The organism is Vreelandella venusta, assembly GCF_007989605.1.
In the GTDB taxonomy this organism is placed as follows: domain Bacteria; phylum Pseudomonadota; class Gammaproteobacteria; order Pseudomonadales; family Halomonadaceae; genus Vreelandella; species Vreelandella venusta.
Genome location: NZ_BJUL01000016.1, coordinates 43,926 through 68,047 on the forward strand (window position 1 = coordinate 43,926; position 24,122 = coordinate 68,047).

Annotated in this window: 38 protein-coding genes; 29 read left to right on the forward strand and 9 right to left on the reverse strand. The window is 46.4% G+C overall.

Annotation, left to right across the window (positions count from 1 at the left end; all coding sequences use genetic code 11):
- Nucleotides 1-31: 31 nt before the first annotated feature.
- The 4 genes from HVE01_RS15520 to HVE01_RS15535 form a co-directional block, all read right to left on the reverse strand.
- A complete protein-coding gene (locus tag HVE01_RS15520) occupies nucleotides 32-1,222 on the reverse strand; it encodes a N4-gp56 family major capsid protein (protein ID WP_146945014.1) in 1,191 nt (396 codons plus the stop codon).
- A 14-nt stretch (nucleotides 1,223-1,236) separates the two neighbouring features.
- On the reverse strand, nucleotides 1,237-2,415 hold the full coding sequence (locus HVE01_RS15525; protein WP_146945015.1) for a hypothetical protein: 1,179 nt from the start codon (nucleotides 2,413-2,415) through the stop codon (nucleotides 1,237-1,239).
- Nucleotides 2,415-2,765, reverse strand: coding sequence for a hypothetical protein (locus tag HVE01_RS15530; RefSeq protein WP_146945016.1), 351 nt, complete (start codon nucleotides 2,763-2,765; stop codon nucleotides 2,415-2,417). The genes HVE01_RS15525 and HVE01_RS15530 overlap by 1 nt, the downstream gene beginning before the upstream one ends.
- A gap of 62 nt (nucleotides 2,766-2,827) precedes the next feature.
- Entirely contained in the window at nucleotides 2,828-4,975 is a 2,148-nt protein-coding gene (locus HVE01_RS15535) for a portal protein (RefSeq protein ID WP_146945017.1), read from the reverse strand.
- A 64-nt stretch (nucleotides 4,976-5,039) separates the two neighbouring features.
- Here HVE01_RS15535 and HVE01_RS15540 point away from each other — a divergent pair, with 64 nt between their 5' ends.
- From HVE01_RS15540 to HVE01_RS15550, 3 genes are read left to right on the forward strand one after another with little or no spacing between them, the layout of a single operon-like run.
- Nucleotides 5,040-5,468, forward strand: coding sequence for a dUTP diphosphatase (locus HVE01_RS15540; RefSeq protein WP_146945018.1), 429 nt, complete (start codon nucleotides 5,040-5,042; stop codon nucleotides 5,466-5,468).
- Nucleotides 5,465-5,743 carry an Acb2/Tad1 domain-containing protein gene (locus HVE01_RS15545; protein WP_146945019.1) on the forward strand — a complete coding sequence of 93 codons (279 nt, stop codon included), beginning with the start codon at nucleotides 5,465-5,467 and terminating at the stop codon, nucleotides 5,741-5,743. Before HVE01_RS15540 ends, HVE01_RS15545 begins: the two co-directional genes overlap by 4 nt.
- Complete coding sequence (locus tag HVE01_RS15550; protein WP_146945020.1) at nucleotides 5,740-6,012, forward strand: hypothetical protein; 273 nt, start codon at nucleotides 5,740-5,742, stop codon at nucleotides 6,010-6,012. Before HVE01_RS15545 ends, HVE01_RS15550 begins: the two co-directional genes overlap by 4 nt.
- 94 nt (nucleotides 6,013-6,106) lie before the next feature.
- Here the strand turns inward: HVE01_RS15550 and HVE01_RS15555 are convergent, their stop codons facing one another.
- Genes HVE01_RS15555 through HVE01_RS15575 form a run of 5 tightly spaced genes read right to left on the reverse strand, consistent with a single transcriptional unit; the run spans nucleotide 6,107 to nucleotide 10,283 of the window.
- Nucleotides 6,107-6,550: a hypothetical protein gene (locus tag HVE01_RS15555; RefSeq protein WP_146945021.1), complete on the reverse strand. Its 444-nt coding sequence runs from the start codon at nucleotides 6,548-6,550 to the stop codon at nucleotides 6,107-6,109.
- A gap of 47 nt (nucleotides 6,551-6,597) precedes the next feature.
- Complete coding sequence (locus tag HVE01_RS15560; protein WP_146945022.1) at nucleotides 6,598-7,239, reverse strand: hypothetical protein; 642 nt, start codon at nucleotides 7,237-7,239, stop codon at nucleotides 6,598-6,600.
- A 9-nt stretch (nucleotides 7,240-7,248) separates the two neighbouring features.
- Nucleotides 7,249-8,910: a hypothetical protein gene (locus tag HVE01_RS15565; protein WP_198350426.1), complete on the reverse strand. Its 1,662-nt coding sequence runs from the start codon at nucleotides 8,908-8,910 to the stop codon at nucleotides 7,249-7,251.
- On the reverse strand, nucleotides 8,900-9,598 hold the full coding sequence (locus tag HVE01_RS15570; RefSeq protein WP_146945023.1) for a hypothetical protein: 699 nt from the start codon (nucleotides 9,596-9,598) through the stop codon (nucleotides 8,900-8,902). The genes HVE01_RS15565 and HVE01_RS15570 overlap by 11 nt, the downstream gene beginning before the upstream one ends.
- 1 nt (nucleotide 9,599) lies before the next feature.
- Nucleotides 9,600-10,283 (reverse strand): glycoside hydrolase family 19 protein, encoded by a 684-nt coding sequence (locus tag HVE01_RS15575; protein ID WP_146945024.1) that lies wholly within the window; start codon nucleotides 10,281-10,283, stop codon nucleotides 9,600-9,602.
- Between the two features lie 265 nt (nucleotides 10,284-10,548).
- On the opposite strand from HVE01_RS15575, the gene HVE01_RS15580 reads away from it, so the two are divergent.
- The 26 genes from HVE01_RS15580 (at nucleotide 10,549) to HVE01_RS15690 (ending at nucleotide 24,122) form a co-directional block, all read left to right on the forward strand.
- The gene (locus HVE01_RS15580; protein WP_146945025.1) at nucleotides 10,549-10,749 is read left to right on the forward strand and encodes a hypothetical protein; all 201 of its coding nucleotides are present in this window, start codon (nucleotides 10,549-10,551) and stop codon (nucleotides 10,747-10,749) included.
- A gap of 152 nt (nucleotides 10,750-10,901) precedes the next feature.
- Entirely contained in the window at nucleotides 10,902-11,069 is a 168-nt protein-coding gene (locus tag HVE01_RS19885; RefSeq protein ID WP_186808859.1) for a hypothetical protein, read from the forward strand.
- Between the two features lie 312 nt (nucleotides 11,070-11,381).
- Nucleotides 11,382-11,675 (forward strand): hypothetical protein, encoded by a 294-nt coding sequence (locus HVE01_RS15585; protein WP_146945026.1) that lies wholly within the window; start codon nucleotides 11,382-11,384, stop codon nucleotides 11,673-11,675.
- A 227-nt stretch (nucleotides 11,676-11,902) separates the two neighbouring features.
- Nucleotides 11,903-12,118, forward strand: a complete 216-nt coding sequence (locus HVE01_RS15590; protein WP_146945027.1) for a hypothetical protein — start codon at nucleotides 11,903-11,905, stop codon at nucleotides 12,116-12,118.
- A 150-nt stretch (nucleotides 12,119-12,268) separates the two neighbouring features.
- The gene (locus HVE01_RS19980; protein WP_146945028.1) at nucleotides 12,269-12,925 is read left to right on the forward strand and encodes a DUF4326 domain-containing protein; all 657 of its coding nucleotides are present in this window, start codon (nucleotides 12,269-12,271) and stop codon (nucleotides 12,923-12,925) included.
- Complete coding sequence (locus HVE01_RS15600) at nucleotides 12,925-13,191, forward strand: hypothetical protein (protein WP_146945029.1); 267 nt, start codon at nucleotides 12,925-12,927, stop codon at nucleotides 13,189-13,191. The genes HVE01_RS19980 and HVE01_RS15600 overlap by 1 nt, the downstream gene beginning before the upstream one ends.
- 164 nt (nucleotides 13,192-13,355) lie before the next feature.
- Nucleotides 13,356-13,478 carry a hypothetical protein gene (locus HVE01_RS20145; protein ID WP_283245170.1) on the forward strand — a complete coding sequence of 41 codons (123 nt, stop codon included), beginning with the start codon at nucleotides 13,356-13,358 and terminating at the stop codon, nucleotides 13,476-13,478.
- Between the two features lie 93 nt (nucleotides 13,479-13,571).
- Nucleotides 13,572-13,880, forward strand: a complete 309-nt coding sequence (locus HVE01_RS15605; RefSeq protein ID WP_146945030.1) for a hypothetical protein — start codon at nucleotides 13,572-13,574, stop codon at nucleotides 13,878-13,880.
- 3 nt (nucleotides 13,881-13,883) lie between these two features.
- Nucleotides 13,884-14,066 (forward strand): hypothetical protein, encoded by a 183-nt coding sequence (locus HVE01_RS15610; RefSeq protein WP_146945031.1) that lies wholly within the window; start codon nucleotides 13,884-13,886, stop codon nucleotides 14,064-14,066.
- Nucleotides 14,067-14,256: 190 nt separating this feature from the next.
- Nucleotides 14,257-15,213, forward strand: a complete 957-nt coding sequence (locus tag HVE01_RS15615) for a hypothetical protein (protein ID WP_146945032.1) — start codon at nucleotides 14,257-14,259, stop codon at nucleotides 15,211-15,213.
- Nucleotides 15,210-15,395 carry a hypothetical protein gene (locus HVE01_RS15620; RefSeq protein WP_146945033.1) on the forward strand — a complete coding sequence of 62 codons (186 nt, stop codon included), beginning with the start codon at nucleotides 15,210-15,212 and terminating at the stop codon, nucleotides 15,393-15,395. The genes HVE01_RS15615 and HVE01_RS15620 overlap by 4 nt, the downstream gene beginning before the upstream one ends.
- A gap of 2 nt (nucleotides 15,396-15,397) precedes the next feature.
- Nucleotides 15,398-15,565 carry a hypothetical protein gene (locus HVE01_RS19900; RefSeq protein ID WP_186808860.1) on the forward strand — a complete coding sequence of 56 codons (168 nt, stop codon included), beginning with the start codon at nucleotides 15,398-15,400 and terminating at the stop codon, nucleotides 15,563-15,565.
- Between the two features lie 193 nt (nucleotides 15,566-15,758).
- Complete coding sequence (locus HVE01_RS15625) at nucleotides 15,759-16,013, forward strand: hypothetical protein (RefSeq protein ID WP_146945034.1); 255 nt, start codon at nucleotides 15,759-15,761, stop codon at nucleotides 16,011-16,013.
- A 3-nt stretch (nucleotides 16,014-16,016) separates the two neighbouring features.
- Entirely contained in the window at nucleotides 16,017-16,685 is a 669-nt protein-coding gene (locus tag HVE01_RS15630) for a hypothetical protein (protein WP_146945035.1), read from the forward strand.
- Nucleotides 16,678-16,953, forward strand: a complete 276-nt coding sequence (locus HVE01_RS15635; RefSeq protein ID WP_146945036.1) for a hypothetical protein — start codon at nucleotides 16,678-16,680, stop codon at nucleotides 16,951-16,953. The genes HVE01_RS15630 and HVE01_RS15635 overlap by 8 nt, the downstream gene beginning before the upstream one ends.
- A gap of 37 nt (nucleotides 16,954-16,990) precedes the next feature.
- A complete protein-coding gene (locus tag HVE01_RS15640; RefSeq protein WP_146945037.1) occupies nucleotides 16,991-18,244 on the forward strand; it encodes a DNA-directed RNA polymerase in 1,254 nt (417 codons plus the stop codon).
- Between the two features lie 27 nt (nucleotides 18,245-18,271).
- Complete coding sequence (locus tag HVE01_RS15645) at nucleotides 18,272-18,487, forward strand: hypothetical protein (protein WP_146945038.1); 216 nt, start codon at nucleotides 18,272-18,274, stop codon at nucleotides 18,485-18,487.
- Nucleotides 18,488-18,571: 84 nt separating this feature from the next.
- The gene (locus HVE01_RS15650; protein WP_146945039.1) at nucleotides 18,572-18,973 is read left to right on the forward strand and encodes a helix-turn-helix domain-containing protein; all 402 of its coding nucleotides are present in this window, start codon (nucleotides 18,572-18,574) and stop codon (nucleotides 18,971-18,973) included.
- Entirely contained in the window at nucleotides 18,963-19,202 is a 240-nt protein-coding gene (locus HVE01_RS15655; protein WP_146945040.1) for a hypothetical protein, read from the forward strand. Before HVE01_RS15650 ends, HVE01_RS15655 begins: the two co-directional genes overlap by 11 nt.
- Before the next feature lie 7 nt (nucleotides 19,203-19,209).
- A complete protein-coding gene (locus tag HVE01_RS15660) occupies nucleotides 19,210-20,019 on the forward strand; it encodes an AAA family ATPase (RefSeq protein ID WP_146945041.1) in 810 nt (269 codons plus the stop codon).
- Nucleotides 20,020-20,030: 11 nt separating this feature from the next.
- Nucleotides 20,031-21,062, forward strand: coding sequence for an AAA family ATPase (locus HVE01_RS15665; protein ID WP_198350425.1), 1,032 nt, complete (start codon nucleotides 20,031-20,033; stop codon nucleotides 21,060-21,062).
- A 2-nt stretch (nucleotides 21,063-21,064) separates the two neighbouring features.
- Complete coding sequence (locus HVE01_RS15670; protein WP_146945042.1) at nucleotides 21,065-21,343, forward strand: hypothetical protein; 279 nt, start codon at nucleotides 21,065-21,067, stop codon at nucleotides 21,341-21,343.
- A gap of 85 nt (nucleotides 21,344-21,428) precedes the next feature.
- Nucleotides 21,429-22,082: a hypothetical protein gene (locus HVE01_RS15675; RefSeq protein ID WP_146945043.1), complete on the forward strand. Its 654-nt coding sequence runs from the start codon at nucleotides 21,429-21,431 to the stop codon at nucleotides 22,080-22,082.
- Nucleotides 22,083-22,097: 15 nt separating this feature from the next.
- Complete coding sequence (locus tag HVE01_RS15680) at nucleotides 22,098-22,535, forward strand: hypothetical protein (RefSeq protein WP_146945044.1); 438 nt, start codon at nucleotides 22,098-22,100, stop codon at nucleotides 22,533-22,535.
- Between the two features lie 2 nt (nucleotides 22,536-22,537).
- Complete coding sequence (locus tag HVE01_RS15685; protein WP_146945045.1) at nucleotides 22,538-23,008, forward strand: hypothetical protein; 471 nt, start codon at nucleotides 22,538-22,540, stop codon at nucleotides 23,006-23,008.
- 10 nt (nucleotides 23,009-23,018) lie between these two features.
- Nucleotides 23,019-24,122 (forward strand): vWA domain-containing protein, encoded by a 1,104-nt coding sequence (locus HVE01_RS15690; protein WP_146945046.1) that lies wholly within the window; start codon nucleotides 23,019-23,021, stop codon nucleotides 24,120-24,122.

Here is a 24,122-nt window from a genome sequence, read left to right on the forward strand (position 1 = left end):
ATAATGGGGGCCATTGCTGGCCCCCGATTACTTACAGAATGGCAGTGGTCTTAGCGACAGCTAGTCGCTCAGGACGTAGCATCATGAAGCCGTACCACCACTTGATAGACATGAAGCCAGTTTCACCGTACGGGTCATTACGGTCAGCTGTTGCTTCACCTGGGGCTTTGTGAGTGATCTTGAATTTGACGGTCTTGCCATCAGTCTGGAAACCGATGGTAGTGAAGGAACCATCACCAACAACCAGCATAGGGAATACGTCAAACTTGCTGCCTGTTACATAGTGGTCTGCATCCCCTGCCGCATCTGCGCCAGCGCCAGCCCAATGCAGCATCTCCGGTACCACAACGATACGGAACTGATCCACAGAACCGACTTCGCCGGTCAGGGTAGTTGTGCCCGCAGCATAGTGCTGTACCGCGATAAACGCAGGGTTACCGTGCAGGTCTTTCATGCCACGGATCATAGGCAGTAGCTCAGAACCAATGTACATGACACGGCCAGCAGGCAGGGTCTTGGTATCGGTCATGCGCGTACCCGTAATCACCTTGGTATGCTTCGGCGTACGGTTGTTATCCAGGTCAATAGATAGACGCATCAGATCGCCGTAAGTGATCTTTGCAGTACCATCCAGTTCAGTATCCTGAGTAGCTTCGCCTGCATAACGCACAACACCAGCACCGTGAAGCAGATCAATCTGCAACGCTGCTTCGGTCATTTGGGTAGCACCGGTCAGCATTTCACGGTTAACGTGCATACGCAGTTCAGAGTCGGTATCGAAGTCCAGAGACTCTTTGGTGTACTCATCGAAGAAACCAAACTTCTCAATAGAGCCTTCGATTTCTTTGCGTTTGAAGCCAACGCGGTTAACACGGCCACCAGTCTCGGACACAGCAGGCAGCTTAGATGTGATCGTGCCTACATCCTTGCTGGAGCCGTACAGGTTACCGTTAGAAATGGTGGCACCAGACGCATCAATACCCTGGTCGTTAATGTTGGCGTCATCCAACAGTGGCAGGTAGTGATAACGCTTAATGGTTTTACCCATGTGCTTCGGCAAATTGGTAAGGTCTGCCAGCTGCATGAAGTACTGCTCTTTACGGGCTTCAATCAACGCCTTCTTCTGGTAATAGAAGTCGTTAAACTGATTGCCAATCGTAGACGGAGTACCGCCTGCGGGATCTTTATACTGCTGCTGACCAGAATTAGCGGGTGTAGGCATAGCGCCTCCTTAAATTAGATAGGTAAACCATTTAGTTTCTCGAACTCTTCATCGGAAAGAGCCAGCGGGTTAAAGTCCGCAGAAGGGCCATTCGATGTACTGGAACGAGTAGTCGGACTTGCTGCTCGGCGCTGTTCATTTAGTTTCTGGTTTTTAGCAGCGGCCTTGGGTGCGGCCTTCTTCACTACGGTTTGTGGTTTAGCTTGTTCAGCGGGAGCACTGTCCTTAAACAAATGGTTAAACCCACCCCGTGCTTGGATGGTGTCGCCTACCTGGCGGTATGCATCAAGGTCAGAAACATTGGTTAAACGACCTAGCATACGTTCACGTTCAATCTCAGCACTGATAAGGTCATACACGCCGTTATCTACATGGCTGTTGATTACTTTCAATAACTCAGGTTGTTCGTAAATCGTTTGCTTACTCGCGCTGTCCCACTTACTAGAGACGATTCCCAGCGTTTTGGAATAACTTGGACTGTCCTTGATTTCATCAAGCACCAAGTCAAGATCCACGGCACGGTCATCTACAGCGTGGTTACCAGGCGTGTATTCGTTTTTACCATCGAGGTCTAAATCCAGTGGATCAACGCCACTGTCTTTAATGAACTTTTTAATGGCTTCTGGGTTTTTCTTTTCCAGGTCAATATAAAAGTTCAGTTTTTCTTCACTTAGGAGTTGGTTGTTCTCCAACATCTTAAGCATCTTCAAATTCGGCTTGAGGGCGCTCATCTTCTTTGCGTAATTAGCGCCCATCTGCATTAAGCGGATAGCGTCATCGGCGTTATCAACTCGGATTTCTTTACCGTTGGCATTGAACGGCGCGAAAATCTTGTCGTATTCCGCCTTGTAATCGACTTCACTGGCAGAGGTATCATCTGGCTTAGGGTCTGCCTCAGTAGCTTCTTCGTCAGGCGCCTCAGCTGCAGGATCGGCTGCATCTTCTTCCACGGCAGAATCAGCAGACACGTCTTCACCAGTGTCATCTTCCTCAGCTGCCTCGTCATCCAATTCAGGATCAACTGGATTAGTAAGTTCATCATCAGTCTCCTCAACAACAGGGGCTTCCTCAGAAGCCACTGCGGTTTCCTGCTCGAAAGAGGAGAAGTCCAGTTCATTGATTTGCTCGTCGCTCATATTGACAAGCTGGTCTTCGGTGACCGGAGCACTCGGCTCTACAGGCAGGTTATCCATTACTCGACATCCTCACCCATCAGTTCATCACGGGCTTGTTCGTCTGCTTCGATAGCCTTTTCGGCTAGCATGGCGTTGTGCTCTACGGTACGGCAATATTGCAATAATGAAGCAATGCCATCCATTGACGTTTCAATCATTTTACGGGACGCATCATCCGCAAAATCAGGGTTGCTGCGTAGATGAACCAATCGGACTGCTTCGTCTTTAAAATAACCTTCGTTAATAAGGTCTTTAAAGTCGCGGTTCTTCAATAAGCGTTGAAGTGACTTACCACGCGCTACAAACTTTTTAGCGGCGTTAATATTGATGTTAATTTCTTCAATCGCTTCTTGAGTTTGATCAGTCATAGTGAATTCCTAAAGTGTTTAACTGTTTGGATTAGCTTTAAGTGTTTTGGACATTAATACACTTATGCAGCCTTTGCATTTTTTTCTTTTAATCGTTCTTTCAGTTTTTCTTTGCGCTCATCTTCTAACTGGAAGCTACGATCCATAAGTTTTAATCCTGCTTGACTGCGTGCTTGTTCACCTACTTTTTGTAATTCCCGTTCTTGTTGTACCCCAGACTCTTGTTCAACAAAGTCGAGAGACTTCTTATCAGTATCAGCAGATAAATTATCGGCTTTAGCAACACGCTGTTGAGAATCCGCCATGGTCTGTTGAATCTTCGCGTAATTCAGTTCGATTTCAGATTTAAGCTTCTCGATCTCTAACTTTTGAAGCTCTTGCTGTGCGGGATCAGGTTGTGGTTCGTATTCTTCCAGACGCTTAGCCAAGTCAGGCATCTTACGAAGGCGCGCAATATCCGCCATGATCATGAAGGTAATCTGTGGATCGGCATTTGGCCCTACGGTTTGAAGCATGAACGATAGTTCCTGTGCTTTGGCATTGTCTTCTTCCTGAGTCGATACCGTTAAGCGCAGGTCAATGTTGCCTTTCAAGTCATCACGTCGAATAGGTACAAACTGTTCGTTTGTCACCCGTACCACTTCTTCCTCATCCAGGAATGCCTGGTTCATTGAAATGATTTTACGGCCTATCTGTACCAAACCATTGGTGAGACGGCGCAGAATATCCAGTTCCCTCTTGGAGCTAGCATCCATAGCACCCCGTTGACCGGTCGCTGTAGAACCAAGGGCATCTCCGCTAATACCGTTAGAGAAGGCTTTTACACCTGTGAGGGATTCTGCTTCAACACTCTGTAACTGGAGCATGAATTGAGCAGATTGGGGAATTTCAGGGTACACATGGGCGTGTATACCCGCACGCGGGTCAACCCCCTGGTTGAATTCGTAGTCTTGGCCAGCCTCATAACGACGCTTATTGGTAAGATCCAGCATGTCTTTACGCATACCAGTCTGGCCATTGGCTGACTTACCCATGAGATCCAGCATGCCGCGTGTGACTGCCCCCATAATCTTCTGGTTATCTTCCAGAAGCTCTCCATCAGGCTCACCGTAGACACTACGCTTAATAGGTAAATAAGGTACTGTTACGAAAGGGGGTTTTTTATCAGGGAAAGGGTTTTCTTCTAGTCGGATTAAGGTGTTACCCACCCAAGCAGCGACAATAGGCTTAACAAGGTTATTACCGTCAATATCCCAATATCCCCAATATTCATGAACGGTAAACTTTTTACGGGCTTTATCAGAGGGGTTAAAGCTGGTCGTGTTATCAGGACCCTCATCGGGTTCACCCAAGATGCTGCTGTTATCAATGTCGATCTGATCCAGGTTTTTATATCGGCCATCTTTGGTTAACTCCCCTAATGAGGAATGAAACGAGTGAATAATGAAATTTGCTTTATCTAACTTGCCCTTACAGGTTGGATCAATCAGTACGTCCCGTATGTCGCACACCTCAACAGTAGGGTGATTTTTGATCGTACGGGTCAATTCTTGTTCTTCATACTCCAGAATCTGTACCGCGTAAGGTACTCCTGTTTCCTTGTAAAGAGCATGGGCCTCTCGTAGTTCTTCGGCTACCTCGAAGTTATAGCCTGCAGGGTTTTCCTGCTCTAATGCATCCAACTCATCCATCATCGGCTGTAAAGCCAGGTCAGGCGTAAATTCCAGTACGGGTACCATTTCCGTGTAGGTTTCTTCTTCAAACTCCCAGCCTGTTTTTACGATGACAGTACCCTCATCGACAACAGAACGTACGTACTCATCAATAAATAACACGCGATCAATAATCGTACTGAACTGGTAGTTAATCAGTAAGGCATTTTGCATAGCAGAAAGCTTATCTTCCCAGGTACGAGGTTCCACCGTAAACATATCGGGTGTACTTAAGAAGGGATAACTTAATGAGGGGTATCGCCACTCTGCTTGTTTACGGATTAGTTTAGGCACAATCCTTGATTGGCCTTTAGGGACATTAGGAACGGCTTTACCAGTTACCCGTAAGTTGTCCTGCCACGTATTAACCTTCGTGATATGACTATCGTGATTTGACCGAGCATCGGTAAAGTCACTTTTTAAGTCCATTAATGAAGGTTCTTTTTTCCAGTCTGTCATTTTTTTGGCGACTGGTTCATTAATTGGGGTATCTTCCATATAAGGTTACCTCGAATATTGGGTTTCGCCCATCTTAATCAAACCATTTAGGACTCGCTTTAAAATGAATATCAAACCAATGCATAAGAACTTTAAAGTCCCGACTAAATCCACAGCAGGTGCAGGGGCTTTTGATCTTTATATGCCGGAATCTGGTCATATCGAGGAATTTGCGGATAGCCCAGTACGTGTAAAGTTAGGTTTTTCTGCCGAAGTACCTGAAAACCATGTGGCCTTTCTTCTTCCGCGTTCAGGTGTAGGTAGTAATAAAGGCCTGGAGTTACATAACACTTGTGGTGTTATTGACAGTGACTATCGTGGTGAGTGGTTAGCCACATTAAACACCAAGTTAGGTTTACCTCATGAATGGCAAGCCGGTGATCGACTACTGCAAGTACTGATTGTACCGGTGGCAGATGTGACGTTTAACGTTGTCGATGAACTAGGTGACACAGAGCGTGGTGAAGGTGGTTTAGGGAGTACCGGACTATGAAAGACCAGCATACGAAAATCAGCGGGTACCGTGACCTCACACAAGCTGAGATCGACCTAATGAACGAAGGTAAGCGCTTGGAAGCCCAGTGCCTTGCCTACCACGATAAGGTTAAAGCAGCGTTGATTATGGCGGGTTATGAACCAGAAGAAGCAGCACGTACTGATAACGCTCAGGCGTTACGCTGGCTTTCTATTGGTCGTACTAATGTGGAGCAGGGCTTTATGGCCTTGATTCGTGCTGTTGCTCAGCCACAACCTATAGTGAACCTATGAGTTTTAATACTTACGAATCCAAGCCAGTCACGCGCCTAGCCCACAAGATTGAAGCTAATGATGTAATCCAAGCATTACCTGATTGTACCTACGCCATCCGAGTGGATGAGGTGGACGTACTCTTTAAGGCTTATACGACTCCGGTGGTAGGAGACTATGTGGTCTACCTCAACGATGGGGATATATACCACTGCAGCGCCGAGGTATTTGCAGAACGCAACATCGTGGAACCAGACACCAACCAGGGAGGTGATCGGGCTGAGGTCTAGCCCCTATCTCGTGGCAGCGAAACGAAACGTCTGCGGCTTCTTGCTTACCGTGAGGTAATACAGAAGGGAAAGGCCCCAATCGGGGCCTTTTTAGTTACTGACACATGGTGGTACTACCGACTGTATTACAGATGATCGGTTGATTGTTATTAATCTGGTTTATGGAGTTCTGTAAGTCCTGACGATTCTGATCTACCTGGGCATTATGGATGTCGATTTGTTGTTTTTGTCCTGCAATGATAGTCGCTGCTTCATTACAGTTCTCGGGCGTAATGACAATACCTGCTTTTTCATAGTCCCCTACAGCGTTATTAAGCGCCTCTGGGGAATGCCAGTACGTATCAATATTACTTTGAGCGTATCGAAGCCCTAGCGCACCTAATTCAGGGGAAATATCCCCTTGGCGTACGCACTGCCTTAAACCGTATAGGACGCCTGCATGTTTTACGTAATCCTCTTTAGGCATAGGGGTGGGCTTAGAAGGCGACGCACAGCCTGTCAGTACCACCAAACCAAGTAATAAACTCCACCGTCCCATAGCCTTCTCCTTATCGGTAACGGTGGAAGCATAGCTTAAATTAGGGACTACACCCAGCCATTGCGTTCAAACTTTGTCTGCTCCAGGCTCTGGGTCATCTGTAATCCTCCGTTTTCTAACTCACGGCACGCCATTTCAAATTTCCTGGCGTAGTTGTTTCCTTCGTGCTGTTCAACATGGCCACCCATCGGGTTAAACAAGCGACTAGCCACAAAGTACAGTAAGGCTTCCATGTGGCTGGCCGGTAGACTTAACTGTACGGAACCAGGGTTACTAATCCCCATTGCCTTGTCGATAGTAGGGTGATCCGCCCGATACACGACCGTTAGTTGCTCAGCTCGCATACGTACCTCTAAGGGAACACGTAGGGTGTTATAGCTCTCCAGCAGGATACTATTGGGCTTTCCATCGTTGATCCCCAATTCACAGGCATCTGGGGTAAAAACCTGCTCAATCTTAAACAGGTCATTTCGTTGAACAACGTACGTGGCCTCTCCGGTAGTCACGGGAATATGGAACTCCCCCCGACGTAAGAAGAAACGTTTATGTAAGGCTGTCAGTCCCAAATTAATCGGCCCAATTAATCGGTGTCGATTACTTTCCACGTCGCCTACATCCCCATCTTCACCGATAGCCAATAGGCGTAGTTCACCATCTTGTAGGTGGTCAAATACATCTTGTAGGGTCATAGCCCCTCCTTAAACAATATAAGAACTCAGTCGTGATTCAGGCTCATCCTCGTCATCCATATCCCACATGCCATTACTTTCTTGGCTCATGGGTGCATCTTCTGAGGGCTTCCACGGCGTTAAAGCAGCCAGCATAGATATGGAGTCAATGAAGTCATCATGCTTGGATCGGAATCCCCCAGGCGACGCCAATTCCAATTCGTCCATGGCTTCCCGTAATTCAGGGGTACGCTTTTTCTCTATAGGGAAGAATATCTTGCGTGCTTTGAACCAGGGCACCACGGTATTGAAGCGTTGAAGCTTATTGGTATTGGGTCGAATACCTGGCTTGAAGTCATTGCCTTCACTGGCCAGCGGAAACCAGATATTCCGCTCCATCATTTGTTCTTGAATCCAGGGAATAAAACCTGCCTGTTGGCCAGATACTTCAATACCTACCTGCTGTGGTCGATATTGCTGAGCCATCCGGAATAAGTCATTGATGTTCTTATCCATGGTTTGGCGTTTACAGACACCATCCACCCACAACCAATCCCCCACGGCGTTATAAGCCCAGACACTGATAACAGAGAAGTCTGATTTCTGCTTTTCACTGGTGGCAAAGTCAGTGGTGATATAGAAGTTGTAGCGTTGGCGGTACCGGAGTACCCCATCAATCTTGTACCAGGCAATGTCATGATCCTGAATCAAGCGATCTTCATCACTCATGATCCGTAGCATCAATTCCTGATTGAAGGTATCTACCTTGCCTAGCTTGACGGCCTTCTCATACTGCGCGGATACGTATTCAAAGGTAAAACGATCTGGCCAGGAACCACGAAACTCCTCACGGCTACATGGGAAACGCTCACACACCGGAAAGACGTTAACTGCCCAGGCACCTGACTCGACTGCTTTATACAGCGGGTCTTTCGCATTAAAGGGGGTACCCGACCAAATCATCATGTTACGGGTAGGGTGCAAGGCATATTCCACTGCCTTGTATACCGTGTCTTCTACCGCGGCAATAACGGTGGTCGAGCGTGCATCCTCATCACTAATCAAGTCATCGAGTACCGCTAACTGAGGACGCTTACCCATTTCCTTGGCACCACGTACCCCCGTCTTGGCGCCGTACCCCTTGACGATAAAGACTTTGCCGTCAGCGTTATGGAACTCCCAGCGGATATCAGTGAACTTGGCAACCGGTAAGTACTCTTTTAGGAAGTCCGAGTTATCCCGTCGGAACTCCAAGTTCTTACGCATGTTCTTGACGCCGTTTTCTATCGAGTCCGACACATACAGCGCAAGATCAACCACCCCGAAACCAGGGATCTCACCGTAGACCGCAATGTAGAGAAATAGGTATTCCCCCATTACCGTGGTTTTCGCAATCCCTCGGTGACAGAGGTTAATGATGCGAGTACCCCCATGGGTAATGGTGTCCAGCATGTAGTAGTGAACAAGGGGCGTCTTGTGTTCCTCACCCTGTGCCCCATTCACCAGCTTGATAAAGGTCACGAACTCCAGGGCAAAGTCAGAAGGGATGTAATCCTTGGGAATTTCATAGGACAACTCTTTCAAGTAGTCCTCGACCTTTTTAGGCTGTTCCTCCTCTGTTTCCCAGGGGGTAGGTTCTCGTAAGGTGCCGGCTTCTTTGGCAATAGCGGCGGCAATGGCATTAAGGCCCATCCTTCACCTCCGCTTCGCCATCAATAATTACTTTCTCGTGGGCTACCTGTTGGGCATCCATAGCACCGGATTCAATGGCCATACGGGATTGCTTGGCCAGTGCCATAGTGGCTTCCCGTAATGCTGCAATACTGCTGTCTTCCTTCACCCCAATATCCAGTTCTACCTTGTGGGTTTCTGGTTTCTTAAGGTGGGTCAGTAGTGAATTAGCAGCGTCACTACGTACCTTTTCACTGGCCGCCGTCTGTGCCAATTCAAACTGGATATTTAAGGCCTTCTGATACATGTCCTGATTCAGTACCCAACTTGGAATCAAGGACTGCTCATAAATAAGGTTAACCAGTTTGGATTTGTTATAGGCCGATACGTACGCCGATATATCTTTTTGGCTTACACCTTGATTAGCAAACCGCACCATTTTATCGGGGAATGTTCGGCTATAAGCATCAATGTTGGTACGCCCCATTAGCTTGTGGCTAATGTATTTAACTGCATCCACATAAGACGTAATTTTAAACTTACCGTCCTTCATTACATGGCTGTAGCTAATTAGGTTTTCACGGTACTGCTCATAAAGTTCTGGCTCACTCAGTACCGCATTAACTTTATCCACGACTTCTTGATTAACATTCTTACGGATAGTCGGAGGCAGGGCTTGCTTAAACTGTTCTGGCGTCATAGGAGTCATATTATTGGTTCTCCTTTAGTGCCTGAATCGTTCGAGTAAACCGAGCACTACGATCCTCAATACCGTTGTACCCTCCATTAATCTGTTTAGTCGTGGTTTTAATCGTGGTACCTGTTACCCGCGTCTCCCAGTACCAAATGGCCGTTTGTGTGGCTACGTCTTTATCGGTACGAACTAATTCAGGTTGAGCTAGGATAGGTAAGCCTAACGCCGCACCACAGCGATCAAAATTAGCACGACCAGTAAGGTGCATAGGCCCAGAACCACGGTAATCCCAGCCATCATTGGGTTGGGTGTTACCTAAGTTACGTCTCCCCCATTCCCCGCCGTACAGGAGATTGGCAATCATCTTCTGGTTAGCTTTGGTACCAGAACTGCGTCCATACTTAGCAGCATCGGCCACACTAATACGATGGCGACCAAATAAAGAAACTAGACGCTGGCTTTTATAATTCATGTTCTCAGCCAGCTTATTTAGATCAAGAGATTCATGACCTACCTGTGCTAAGAACAGTGCTACTTCTTCATCTGAGTCAAAACCACTTTTATTAATGTGGTGGTTAAGTACTTCTGCCCAGTCTTCAACCTGCTTACAGTTGGGCATGCTTCGATGCAGGACATTGCTACTAATAATAGGCGAGGAAGTTAAAACAACTTCATCTAGCCATCGGTGTGTGTTCGCCATAAAAGCATCCTCAATTAGATGCTGATAGTTTATGGACTTAGTAAATCTTTAACCGAGAAACTTAACGATTCAACTTTTGCAGGTTTTTAAAATTTTTATAATTTGGGTACAAGTGAAGTGCTTACTTACTCTATCCCCAACACATTAGGCACCCCCCCGTACTACCGTGGCTATAAAAAACTAAGGGGTACCCCACCCTTATTAGCCTTCGGCTTTGGAGTGGTATACCAACCATCATTACTATCTTATTACTGGAGTACTCCTCATGTTTGCAGCCATCGCTTCCTTATTCACTATGCTTACTACTCTGTTCCAAGCTGGTGAGATTGCAGCTAACTCTCTTAACAACGTTGCTCAAGTAGCCGAGGTAAAGTCAGCAGCCTTCCGTGACGAAGAGATCCTTAAGTCCAAGCAGCGCCTAGCAGTACTACAACAGCAGCATCAATCACTACCATCACCTGAGTAATCCCATGCCTACCCTTCGGGGTAGGTATTCCTTTTCACACATGACACAACACACCAGACAGTATGCTTACTGTATCCAATACACAGACAGGACCACTAAGCCTTCGGCTATGAGATGGCAACACTTCCGTTGTCATTACTTGGAGAAACATCATGGCCTTAGCTACCACACTCACCCTCGCTACCTTCGGCATCATCACTCAATTAGACCGTCAGATGGATCAATGGCTAGAAACGCATAGCTATGAAGTAAGACCAAAGCATGAGCCTACTGAGCTTACTGATCAGGAGAATATTGATCTGGATCAAATAAAGTTTTAGGGAAAGTAAGAGGGATAAGCGTTGAATTACTGTTAATCACAGTTTAACTAGTTGTTATCGCTTATCTCTATGAAACCTAAAGCTTACCTAGGCCTTATACCTCAGTCTATGTCTGCTTAGAAGGGGTAGACAGCCTACTTCTTTACCATTAGATTACCCACCCAATGCATGTATAGATATACAGTACTTTTCCTAATTTACTGTATACCCTATCTGCTAGTTCTGTACCCACTTGAAGACGCCTTCGGCGTTGTAATGGTTATCCTGTGCGTGTTGTACAGGAGTCCTCTTACTTACTTATGGAGAAATAACATGGGCTTCCAACTTAACAACTCTGCTGCTGTTGCCACTGGTTCTAACGTTCGTCAATTCAATGATGGACGTACTAAAGCATCTGGTTTCCTCAACGTGTACGTACCTACCAAAGGTGGTGGTAAGCGTAAGCTTGGAACTATTGCATTACGTGCAGACAAGCCAATCGAGAAAGCCATCATGGATCGTTTAAACAGTGATCCAGAGGCGGGTATCCAAGCCTTAATGGATAACATTGAACTCAACTATCAAGCGTGGAACGAGGACGACGCGAGTAATGATTTAGACTTCTAAACCAACTACTTAACAGTCCTTCAATGGCCTGCATTCCTTCGGGAGTGTGGGCCTTTTTTATGAGAACGTACGATGAATCCCTTTAGAGATTTTGCCTTGTGGTCAGGTCAATTGGCTCCAAGCCAAGACCTTGAAGTGATCTACCAACTGTCAGGCTTTGCCCTGTCATTCTTCTTACTTGGTGCCTTGGCTATGTTAGCTGGCGCTTTAATCGAGAGACTAATCAAATGACGATTACTGTTATCCGTTCTAAGCAAATCCCAGACACTATTGAATTAGTAAGCCAGTCGCGTGAATTACTACCCGATCAATGGGGTATTCGTCACCGCGATAGTAAGGCGGTCTACCCTGCATCGAGCAAAGAAGAAGCCTTATCCATTTATGAATCTGTCGTAGATCCTGATGATCTGATTGATCTCTTTGGCTGGCCAGAAGTCGCCTAACTAACTGCCCTACTCCCTTGTGGAGTGGGGTTGGTTTTTGTGCGCCTACAGACAGCCTTCGGCTATGTGTGGGAGAAGTATGTTCAGACTTCTACCCTATATTCTAAATCGCCCAAAAAGGGCCTGTAAGACGAAGAGAGCCTATACCTTATGACAGTCCTTAATAAGCATGTTAGTGGCGTTCCAGCAGGTGCTGTGTACATCGGTCGTGGCAGTAAATGGGGCAATCCTTTTGTAATGCTTGGGGAGGGTACCCGCGATAAAGTCTGTGAGGATTATGAGCAGCATCTGAACCAGCAAATTAAATCAGGTGAGGTCACGCTAACCGAGCTTGCTGAGTTAGACGGTAAGGATCTGGTGTGCTTCTGTTCGCCTAAGCGTTGTCATGGGCATACGCTTGAACGTGCTGCTGCATGGGCTAAGCAGGAATTAGCCAAGCCTGTCCTTGAACCAATGAACCTAATCGTAGCTGGTGGGCGTGATTTCAACGACTACGAACGTCTATCTGCTGTGATCTTTGACTTTGCAGACAAGCATCCTAATCGTGCTATTACCGTCGTCAGTGGTATGGCCCGTGGTGCTGACAAACTCGCTTGGGAGTTCTGCCGCCGTGAAAACGTGAAATGTATTGAGATGCCGGCAGACTGGGATCAGTACGGTAAGCGTGCAGGATACATTCGCAATGAAGCCATGGCTGATATTAGTCATGCCTTGATTGCCTTCTGGGATGGCAAGAGCAGGGGAACCAAACACATGATCGACATTGCTTATACGCTAAGGCTAGACGTACAAGTGGAGAAGTACTGATGAGCGCTATTAATCAAGCCAAGATTACTGAAACCAATCTAACTGTAGCCAAGCTCCGTGCTTACCTTGATCAATTGGAAGCCTCATGGACAGAGGATGATCGTACGTATTTAGGGGAATTCGAGAACCAGAAAATTAATATCCCTTACTTCAAGCCAGGTACACCATGCCAAGGGTTAGGCCCTGCGGCTATCACGTATAACGGTGGACTCGACTTCATCATTGATATGCCCAAGCCACAAGAAGGTGAAGTCAATGCGACGTGATTTGGAATGGGATTTCGGCCTAGACGATGATGAGGAGATTCAAGCTGTACTGGACTGGTATGACGACAACGTGAAATTACCTGCTTCCGATAATATCAGTTGACCTTAGTTAATTTTAGTGTTGCGGCCCAAATGGGGGCCGTTAACTCTATTGGAGTATTACTATGATTGATTTAACTAAAGAGGAAGAAGAACAATTACTTAAATTATTAGAGGAAGAAGAATACCTATCTTTAATAGAAGACAGTATTAGTAAAGATGAGTGGATTAATTTAGTAGAGATTTAAAAGACCTTAGTTGATCGCTCCGCTGGGATTTTAAAGAGAGCGCATCCTACCTACCTTGCAAGCCGTTGGCAATACCTTACTGGAGAAATAATCATGACAGACCTTATTACAGCACCTAAAGATATTCAGCATTTGATTGCCCGTACTACCAATAGAAGTATTCCTTTTATGCGGCGGATACGTGTGGAATTCACCAACGGTTATGCCCTCAGCATTATCAATGGAGAGTACTCCTACGGTGCTGATAAAGGCTTGTTTGAGATAGCCCCGATTAACCAGCAGGACGAACTGGACGGTTCCCTGTTTGATGAAGAAGACCAAGGGGACGATGTGCTCGGTCACTGTGATATCGACAAACTTAACCACTACATACGTAAGCTCGCCCACCTACCGGAGCATTAAATAGTGAAACGTACCCAGCGTGAACGTGACCTTACCCTAACGGCAGAAACATTAAAGCGGTGGAGACAACTCGAAGTGGAGAACCTACTGACAGGTAAAGGTAATTCCACCAACTTCAATACCACCATGGCTTATTTAAAAGATCGAATGCGTCGCCTTCACCTGCCACCTGCCTTACGTAAGTGAATATCCCTCAGTTACACCAGGCTATCCAAAGCATCAAGGAACAGAAAACCAAGGCTCTGATTGCTGGGGATTACACGCATTCATGCGTGGATGATTTGTTTATTGATTTCTACCAAGACCAGCTAGATAAAGAAATTAGGCGCCTCGGTTCCTTACCTTTAACCCACTACCTCGACCGGAGTAATTAGCCATGACCGCCGCTACCTTAATGCTGCCCGTAGATATGCAACGCAGTAATGAGTACAAGTATAGCCGTAAGCACATTGATACCTACCTGGCAGCCCTAATCACTGATGAACCAGTGATGGAAGCTAAGGTAGTGGAAGGCATTAACCTCCTACAAGAATGGCGTAATGCCTGTATTCAACGGGCAGATGTAGAGCCTAGCGATAAGACCTACCTAAAGAATAAGGCTGCTCGATTATCCCAATTAGATGGCCTGGATATGGATCACCTAGTACGTCAGGTATTCATTGCCTCTATTTACTGTCAGATCCCTGAACCCTTCACCTCAGTCAGTGGCCAGTTAGCTGGACGCTTAGGCTTTAGTGATCGTGGTGATGCCATCCTGACTATTGCTGAAATATTGGCTGTACTATGTGAAACGGATGTATTCGACATTACCCGTGAAGAAGATCGTGTGAATCTTATGATTCATTCACGAGTGCCAGTACCCGAAGATCTACAAGGCTATATCAGTCAGTCACGTTACTTACCGCCCATGGTGTGTGAACCAAGCACGCTCACCAAGAATAGCGAGTCGGCGTACCTCACCCACAACGACAGCCTGATCCTGGGTAAAGGCAACCACCATAACGAATGTATCAGCCTTGATGTAATCAACACCCAAAACGCTATCCCTTTATGCCTTAACACCGCCTTCATCAGCAGTGTGGAAGAAGAAGCTACGTTTGACCTAGCTGATCCTAAGAAGCGCCAGCAATGGGATCGTTATAAAGAACAGGGCTATGAGCTTTACAGCCTGTTAGCTAAACAAGGCAACCGTTTCTACCTCACTAACAAGGTAGACAAGCGTGGGCGTATTTATGCCCAGGGGTATCACATTACAACGATGGGCACTTCCTTCAAGAAGGCCTGTGTGGATCTGGCTGAACAGGAGCTAGTAACGGGAGTGCCTTGTCCATGAGCAATACCTCTCCACGGTTTAAATCACTTGATGCCGAATTACGGCATTATCGGGAGATGCTACGACGTGCAGTAATGAATCCCGACCCTGATAAACAGCAAGCCCTTATTGAGATATACACCACTAAAGTAGCCAATGTACGTACCCGCGCCTTACTGCTAGGCATTCAATTGGAGGATTAACCATGCAAGTAGAACAGAAAATTGAAGTGATCTTGTCGCTGACTCCGGAAGAGGTTCAGTGGTTACATGGCGTAATGCAGAATCCGCTACATGGTCAGTCTCCTCAAGAAGAAGATATAGCCGACAGAACTATGCGCCGTGCTTTCTTCAACGCCACCGACCTTCGTTAGTAATGATCACCCGTCAGTCACCATCTATTCACGAACTACGTAAAGACCTTTATAAGTTTCAAGAGTTGATTGCGCTTTACCACCGTTGGCAAGACCAAGAGGCAGCCCAACCCTTAATCCAAGCCTATGAGCAACGTATCCGTGAAATACGAGTACAGGCGTTACTTTTAGGACTATCCCTATAGGTGCCACCTTGCACAATATCGTTACGAAATCAGGAAGAACACAGGATTACTTTGAAACCATAGATACCCGCAGTGCTCTCCATAGAGTCCTCCAAGGAGAAATGAATGGGCATGTGCAGTCCATTAAAGGGGCACAGAAACAGACAGGCAGCTATACCTCTGTGTCGAATGAAATGGCCCGCATCATCATTGAACGGCGTACCCAACGCATCAAACAACTTAAAGCAGAAGCCTTGTTGCTGGGCATCCAACTAAAGGAATGAACCATGACTGAACGTAAAGACCAGGATAACCATGAGTCCTCTATCAATTACTCTGGCACTGTTACCGGTCGTATTAGTACCAAAGGACCTACCATTCAATCCAATGCCCCTAGGACATTAGAGGCTCGACTGATACACGATGCTTTCATTAACCATGGCACGATTACTGGCCGGGCTACTATGCAGCAGCCCAATGCCGAGGAAATTGAGCGATTCAACGTAGCAGAAGACGCACGCATTGAAGCCTTGATAGCAGACTACGAAGCTTCCTACCTTCCTGAATGGGCCATTGGGCGTACTGATGGTGAATACGTGCTTGGTGCCCAGCTACCAACCCGTGATGGCCGTCGTACGGGTAATGCTCATATCGTGGGCCTTGAGCAGGACCACCGCACAGGCGGTACCAATTACGTTATTCTCACGGATGCCGGTACCGAGCTGGTGATGGACGCTGACGAACTTGATGAGTGCTTCTATCCGCCTAAGTACGTCAGTGACGTTAAACAGGTGATAGCGAAGTTTGATAATCCTAAAGATGAGCCGGATCTACGCCCTGGTCTTGAGTGGGCCATTGCACGGTGTAAGGCCTTACAAACGCAAGGCTTCACCCATGCATGTAATGGTGCATTGATTAAGGACTTCCAGAACTGTCTGGGAGACCCTAATGACTGAGTGGACAAGGCCTGATCTTGACGATTGGGAACCAAGAGAGCTAGGGGTAGAGTTCAGTCCTTTTCGTAATCGTTGGAGGTACCGCATTAGTAAAGAGTTAGTCCCTGATCATATTCCCATCGAAGCAATACTTTCCTGGGACATTAAACAGTTAGAGAGTTGTCGCCACTATCACGGCACTCGTGCTACTAAACATTCCCACCACATGCGTACCTTCCTTGATCAGCGTATTTCCTTGCTTAAAACCATCGCTTTAATCAGCCAGTAATCTCTTCCGGTTACGGCCACCCTATTGGAGAAACACCATGACTGACCTACAAACGTTCAGCGGCTGGCAGTACCTGTTAATCGACGTGGCCAACCACTTCGGTTTGGATAAAGAGCTGTACGAATCCCGCATTAAGTGGGCAGAGATCCACTTGGATCGTTTAGAAGAGATGGCCGCAGACGCCCCTAAGAAGACTCGCCCGCTGTACATCAAAGCGGTACAAGCGATTCGTGGTGCCCAACAGGGTAAGGCCACCGGCCACCTGGTAGGTTTTGATGCAGTTTGCAGCGGAATGCAAATTATGTCGGTACTTACCGGCTGCATTAAGAGTGCTACCGCTACCGGCCTGATCGAGATGAACCAACGCTCTGACGCTTATACCGAGGTCACCAATGAAATGGGTAACCTCATGGGTAACCAGTTTGTAGTAGATCGTGACGATATTAAGCAAGGTGTCATGACCTCACTATATGGCTCAAAGGAACAGCCTAAGAAGATTTTCGGTGAGGATACCCCAGAGCTAGAAGGCTTCTACAAGGCGGTTAATAACGTGGCTCCTGGCCCCAGCAAACTATTAGACGCCCTGCTAGCCTCCTGGCAGCCATTCACCTTGGCTCATGAATGGCGCCTACCTGACAACCACTGTGCTCGCATAAAAGTAATGGAGAAGATTGAGAAACGCCTGGAAGTGGATGAGCTAGGTGGTGTGAAATTCGACTACGAGTGGTACGAAAACGTAGGCCAAGAGAGTGGTGTAGCCAACGCAGCTAACGTGATCCACTCTATTGATGCCTACCTACTACGTACCCTGATTCGTCGTTGCAACTATGACCGTGACTTGATCGAAGCGGCGGATAGCGTGATCGAGCAGATTCTTATCGAACGTGAGTTGGGTGTAGTAGACGCTGACGTACCTGCATTAGAAGGGGAAGCACTGACCCTGGTTCATCGCTATAACGAAAGCCAGATGCCTGATATCAGCATCCTCAATTATCTGGACCACTCAGGCTACTACAACCTTACCAGCGCCCACCTACGTGACCTGGCACGTATCTGTCAGCAGATGCTAGCCCACGCACCGTTCCCCATCCTATCGGTACATGATGAGTTCAAGTGTCACCCAAACAACATGAACCACCTACGTCGCCACTATCGAGACATACTTAAGGACATGGCCAATGCAGATATGCTTAGCGATGTCTTTAGCCAGATCTACGGACAGCAAGGGACTTATCCAAAGCTCATGCCGAACCTAGCAGATCACATCGTATGTAACTATGGTATTAACTGACCCCAGCAGCTAACAAGGAATCTTCGTATGGAACGATGGGTAAGATCGTTAAAACGCAAGGCAACTGTGCCTGAAATAGATTTGTTTATTGAGGATATTAAAAAGGTTTACCAGAAACATGGGTTAGCCTTAAGTCACGAAGATGCTCACGGTGCCTTTCAGATTGTCTTACTTGACCCAGAGCACATTATTTGGTTGGAAGATGCCCTAGATGATAGGGATTACCCACAAAAAGAGCGCTAACAAAAGGCGGCTCCGCCGCTCCTATGAATTTAAAGAAGCATCCCACATGGGGTGCTTCACTTTTTTTATACGGAGCAAGAGCAGATGAAACAGTCATCATTGCAATTAGTCGGTGCCCTAAACGAAGCTCAGAAAGATGCTGTTGTTCACTACTACATCACCGGCGGCAAGACAGTCAGTCAATCCTGGATCGCTAACCATTTTGGCGTCCACCGTAAGACCATTTACAACGTCCTCAAAGAACGTGGCGTTTTGTTAACCAAACAAGACCGCACCAAGTTAATGGGCGTTGCCCAGGTCATGAAAGAACTCGACCTCACGCCTGAAAAGGTACGAGCACTGGCTAAACCTATCGACCCTGATGCTGTGGTGAAACACATGATGGGTATGGATGCCGACAAGCTCTCAGCCTTCCTTTACCAAATTATTGGTGCTCACCACATGCAGGAAGCAATGGCTTCCCAGGTAATGAAACATGCCTCATGACTTACATGCCTGTCACATGAGCCTCTACCCGACTAAAGACAGTCTGGTAACGGCGCTATCTGACATTGAACAAGAGCTTGGTACAGAACAAACCAAGCGGATCTTCCCGCTCATTATGAGCTACCACAATACCTTACTGATGGAAGTGTCAAAGCAGGTCGCTAACGATCCTATTGGTCCACCTCCAGCAGCAGCCCTCCCCATTAACGTCGTACCTTTCCGCCGATAGGAAACCTATGTCTACCAATGCCGCTACCCTTAACCATCTTCGTCGTATCCTTGAAATCTTTCAGAAATCAGACGGAGCTATCCGCCCTCATTTTGTACTGACCGGCCCTAGTGGTAGTGGCAAAAGTCACACCATGGCGCTGCTCTCCGAAGCCCTTGGCCTTAACATGTTTGAGATCAATGCGGCCCAGTTAACCAAAGAGGGAACCAGTGGTAATAGCTTAAGCAAAGCCCTTACACCGCTGTTTAATACCGGTGGCCAGCCTACCATCTGCTTTGTCGATGAGTTCGATAAGCTGTTTATCAGCGGTAACTCTAATTGTGAGTTAGCCCATGAAACCACCAATGGCGTACAGAACGAGTTTCTGAAAGTACTCGAATCTGATACTGCCAGTGTATTTGCTGATTATGGTAAATACGTTAGCGCGAGCACTAAAAACGTTTTATTTGTTTTTGCTGGCGCCTTTAACGGTGAGGAGAATATCGACCTCGACCGATTGCGTGAGTTCGGTATTAAGACCGAGTTCCTAGGGCGTGTAGGCTTAGCCTTTGCTTTAGAGAAACTTTCCCTGGAAGACCTGGAAGCCATCTTGATTGGCTCACCACTGTTGGCCAATTACCTAGCCTTATTCCCTGACGTAGACCGTAGCACTGTCATTACTACCATCATGGGTGTCCTGCGCCAGCACCACGAACAAAACACGTTAGGTGCCCGCATGGTGAATACCTTGATTCACCAGTACTTCATTCTGGGTGGTTTACCTGAAAAGCAAACCAAAAAATCCACTTTCCAAAAGACCCTTACTTTTGCTGCATAAGGTAGCCCTATATGTCTGAGAATACTCTTGCTGTTAATACTGTTGCCGCGACTACTTTAATGGAGCGTGCATTACGTGCTCAAATCCCTGCCATGCTTAAAGGCAGTCCGGGCATTGGTAAGTCAGCCATCGTTAAAGCTTTGGCAGAGAAGTTCAACCTTAAGCTGATAGACCTGCGCCTGAGCCAGTGTGAGCCGACGGACCTCAACGGCTTTCCAGCGGTAAAGGACGAAACCGGTCGCGCTTACTACGCGCCGATGGACACCTTCCCGCTGGTGGGCGATAAAGTTCCCGAGGGCTACAGCGGCTGGCTGCTGTTTCTGGATGAACTGAACCAGGCACCGGACTCCATTCAGCGTGCGGCCTACAAGCTGCTCCTAGATCACGAAGTCGGTCAACACCCGTTGCACAAGCAGTGTGTGAAACTCGCCGCCGGCAACCTGATCACCGATGGCGCCATGGTCGAAGAACTAGGCACTGCCTTGCAATCACGCCTGCTACATCTGGAACTTTTGGTTGATCATAAAGCATGGCTTGAGTGGGCCTATGGTGCCGGTATTGATTACCGTATTACCTCCTTTATTGAATTCAAACCAGCCATGCTGCATGTGTTTGACCCAGATCACATGGACAACACCTTTGCTTGTCCACGTACCTGGGAGTTCGCTAGTAAGCTACTGAATGGTGATGCTTTCACCGATGACCTATTGCCGTTACTGTCAGGAACGCTATCACATGGTGTTGCGCGTGAGTTTTACGCCTTTACCAAAATAGCTACCAAAGTAGTCACCGCAGCAGAGATTGCTAAATCTCCTCTAACAGCAGAAGTACCTTCAGAACCAAGCATATTATTTGCACAGACAGGTTCCATTGGTGCATCGGCTACAAAGGACAACATTGATCCGCTCATTCAGTATGTCGAGCGCCTACCTATGGAATTCCAGGTTATCTGCCTACGTGCCATCGTTCGCCGTAAGCCAGATCTTTTGCATGTACCAGTAGTTACTAACTGGATATCCAATCACGCTAACGACCTATTCTGATTATGGCCCTCAAAATTAAAGCAGAACATTTCCGTCATTTACACGGCCAGTTTAAATCTCTTACCTCAGCAGAAATTCGTGATGTGGTTAATAAAGCCAAATCCCTTGACGTATCCGACGCTGCTAAAGACAAGTACATCCGAAGTACATTGTTAAGAAGGCGGGTAAGTTTAAATTGGTTACAAGATAATCTTTATCCGTATCTTTCTGATTTACAGATTGATAACGCATTAAAAAAGATTACCCGCGAAGAACGGATTCCTACATGCCAGACCTATTAAAAGCAGTAATGCTAATCACTATAGGAATGGTGCTAACGGGCCTCGTCTTAGAGGCCCATGCATTTAACCTTTAATGGAAATAACCATGACTGAACTCATTGAACCCTATAGTGGCTACATACTTGCCTGGGTATTAGTAGGTTTGCTTTTCGTGGTAATGCACGCTGTTATATGTATTAAAGAAGATTCCTCTTGTAGCAATATTTCTTTTGCTGTGTATATGAGTATCTTTTTCTTTTTCCCAATCATTCTTGCTTACTTCTCTATAAAGAGGGTAATGGAAGTAGTACTGGATGCCTCAAAAGCTTTTAAGCGATTCGGGCGGTTTAAATCGGGCAGCGAGGAACTTGTTTTAGTTCTCTTTTATATGTATACCTGCTTTGCTGTACTAATGTCTGACATGGATAAAACCAGTAAATTAATGGGCGTTATTGTATTTGCCTATACTGCTTTATTACTTTGCCAATCAGCCCGTGCTATTCAAGTAAAGGACAAGGAAGCTAACTGGGTAAACACCTATGATCCTCATCCAGTAGATGAACTGGATGCCCTCCTTAATGTATTAACTAACTCCCCGCAGGCCAGGTCACGTAAACTTGAATATATGCACCAAGAGCATTTAGAAGATATACGCGAACAGGCGGAAGGGATTCGTAAGTTTAATAATACGAATTGGGACTTTGCTATTGCAAAACAACGTTGGCAACATAATCCACGTAACTTCCAATTTAGGATTTAACATATTGGAATACTCATGACTGTACTCACTATTCCATCATCTTTGGTTGATCAGGTTATTTGTATCCCTGAATTACGCTTTCCTCAAATATCCCCTCTACTTCCTAAACAAGGTACGCCGTTAACGCAACTTATATATCTATCCTACGCAGCTAGAGCAACCCATCTACTCCTCGATAAGGCAATTCCTTTTGATCTTTATTATAAGGAAGGCGAACCCTCTCACCATTTCCGATATGAGAAAGATGGAACACTATGGCGTACTAAACTTCTTAAGGAAGAAGTAAACATTCCATTATCTTATCTACTTCCTTTAGCGGATAAGACTGATGAATTAACCGCTTTTATAAATAACCATAAAAAAGCAATTGAGTTACCTTCATGGGAAAACCAGGAAGAATATAGAAAAATTCATTTAACCAAGAGGCTTATAAACCCCCATCAAGGAAACTAGAAATGAAGTTTTCACCTCTCACCTTATTAGTACTAAAAGAAAACGCTATTAAAGTTAAAGAAATACTTAACACCGATCATATCTTTACAACTGAAATATCTATACAGACCCCTAATTCGCCTACATATTATTTAAATGAGTTTGGTGTAGATGACACACTTATTAATAGTTCGTCTTTCCTTTTGCAACTAAAGGAACATGGAATTGCTTACAATTTAGAGTGGGAGTCAATGGGGCATATTAAAGAAGGGCGACGTATATTACGTTTTATGCCTAACGGAGATCCCATATTTAAAGCGTTATCCTCTGAGGACGATAGGATACTTATTGATGAACTGCTTAATTGCGGTTCTGATTTACACGCCCTTCAAGAACTAATATTTAACCGCGATCAAAAGCGCTCAATTCTCCCTTGGACAAACCAAGTGGAATATGGTCAACGCTACCGTACCGTTAAACTAATCACCCCTTAAAGGATAAACCATGACCGATTTAGCCGTGTTAGAAAAGCAGCTGAGCAAAGCTAAAATACAGCTGATGAATACGCCTGACACGGCGTTCTTCGTCACTGTTTGCCTTAACCTTTCTCACTATTTTGATAATGCAGTAGGTACTGCTTGTACCAACGGCAAGTTCGTAAAGTATTCCCCTGCCTTCTGGCAAAAGCAGAATGAAGACCAGCGGGTAGGCTTGGTACTCCATGAAACCCTTCATGTGGTCTTTGATCACATGGGACGTATTGCTGAGCGTGATCCGCGCCGCTGGAATAAAGCGGCGGACTACGTAATTAATCAGATCATTATCGACCGTGGATTCAAATTACCCGAAGGTGGGCTACTGGATAGTCAGTACCGTGAGATGAGTGCAGAGCAGGTATATGACCTCTTGCGTCCAGAGGAATGCATAGATTTCCCTATGGATATCCAAGAGCCTGATGACCCTACTGAGCACTCAGAAGCTATTGCTGACATCCTCTTGCAAGCCAGTATTCAATCCCGTATTGCAGGGGATAAACCTGGCACCATTCCAGGGGAAATTGAGTTTTACATTAACAAGCTCCTTGCCCCTAAGCTCAACCTTAAGCACCAACTGAAACGTTATTTCAATGGCTTCTCACGCGGGGATTACAGCTATCGCCGTATTAGCCGACGCTACCGCCATGTCTGTATGCCGAAGCTTTACAGCGAAGCCATGGGCCATGTGGCTATTGCTGCTGATTCTTCTGGCTCCGTCACTGACGCAGAGTTCGACAGAATCATTGGCGAAGTAGCTGGAGTGATTAAACATACCAAGCCTGAAAAGCTCACCATGCTGACCTTTGATCGTCAGATTCAGACAGAAAACGAAGTTAAAAACTTAGCTGAGCTTTCTCGTCTGAAATTCAAGGGGCGTGGTGGTACGTCTATTGAGCCGGTTATGCAGTGGGCAAAAGACAACACCCCTAAAGTGTTGGTTGTCTTTTCTGATGGTTATTTCCGTTTCCCGCAGGAAGGCACTAAACCTAAATGTCCCATCCTCTGGTTGATCTATAACAACCCTAATTTCAAAGCACCGTTTGGTAAGGTGATTCACTTCGATATGGAGTAG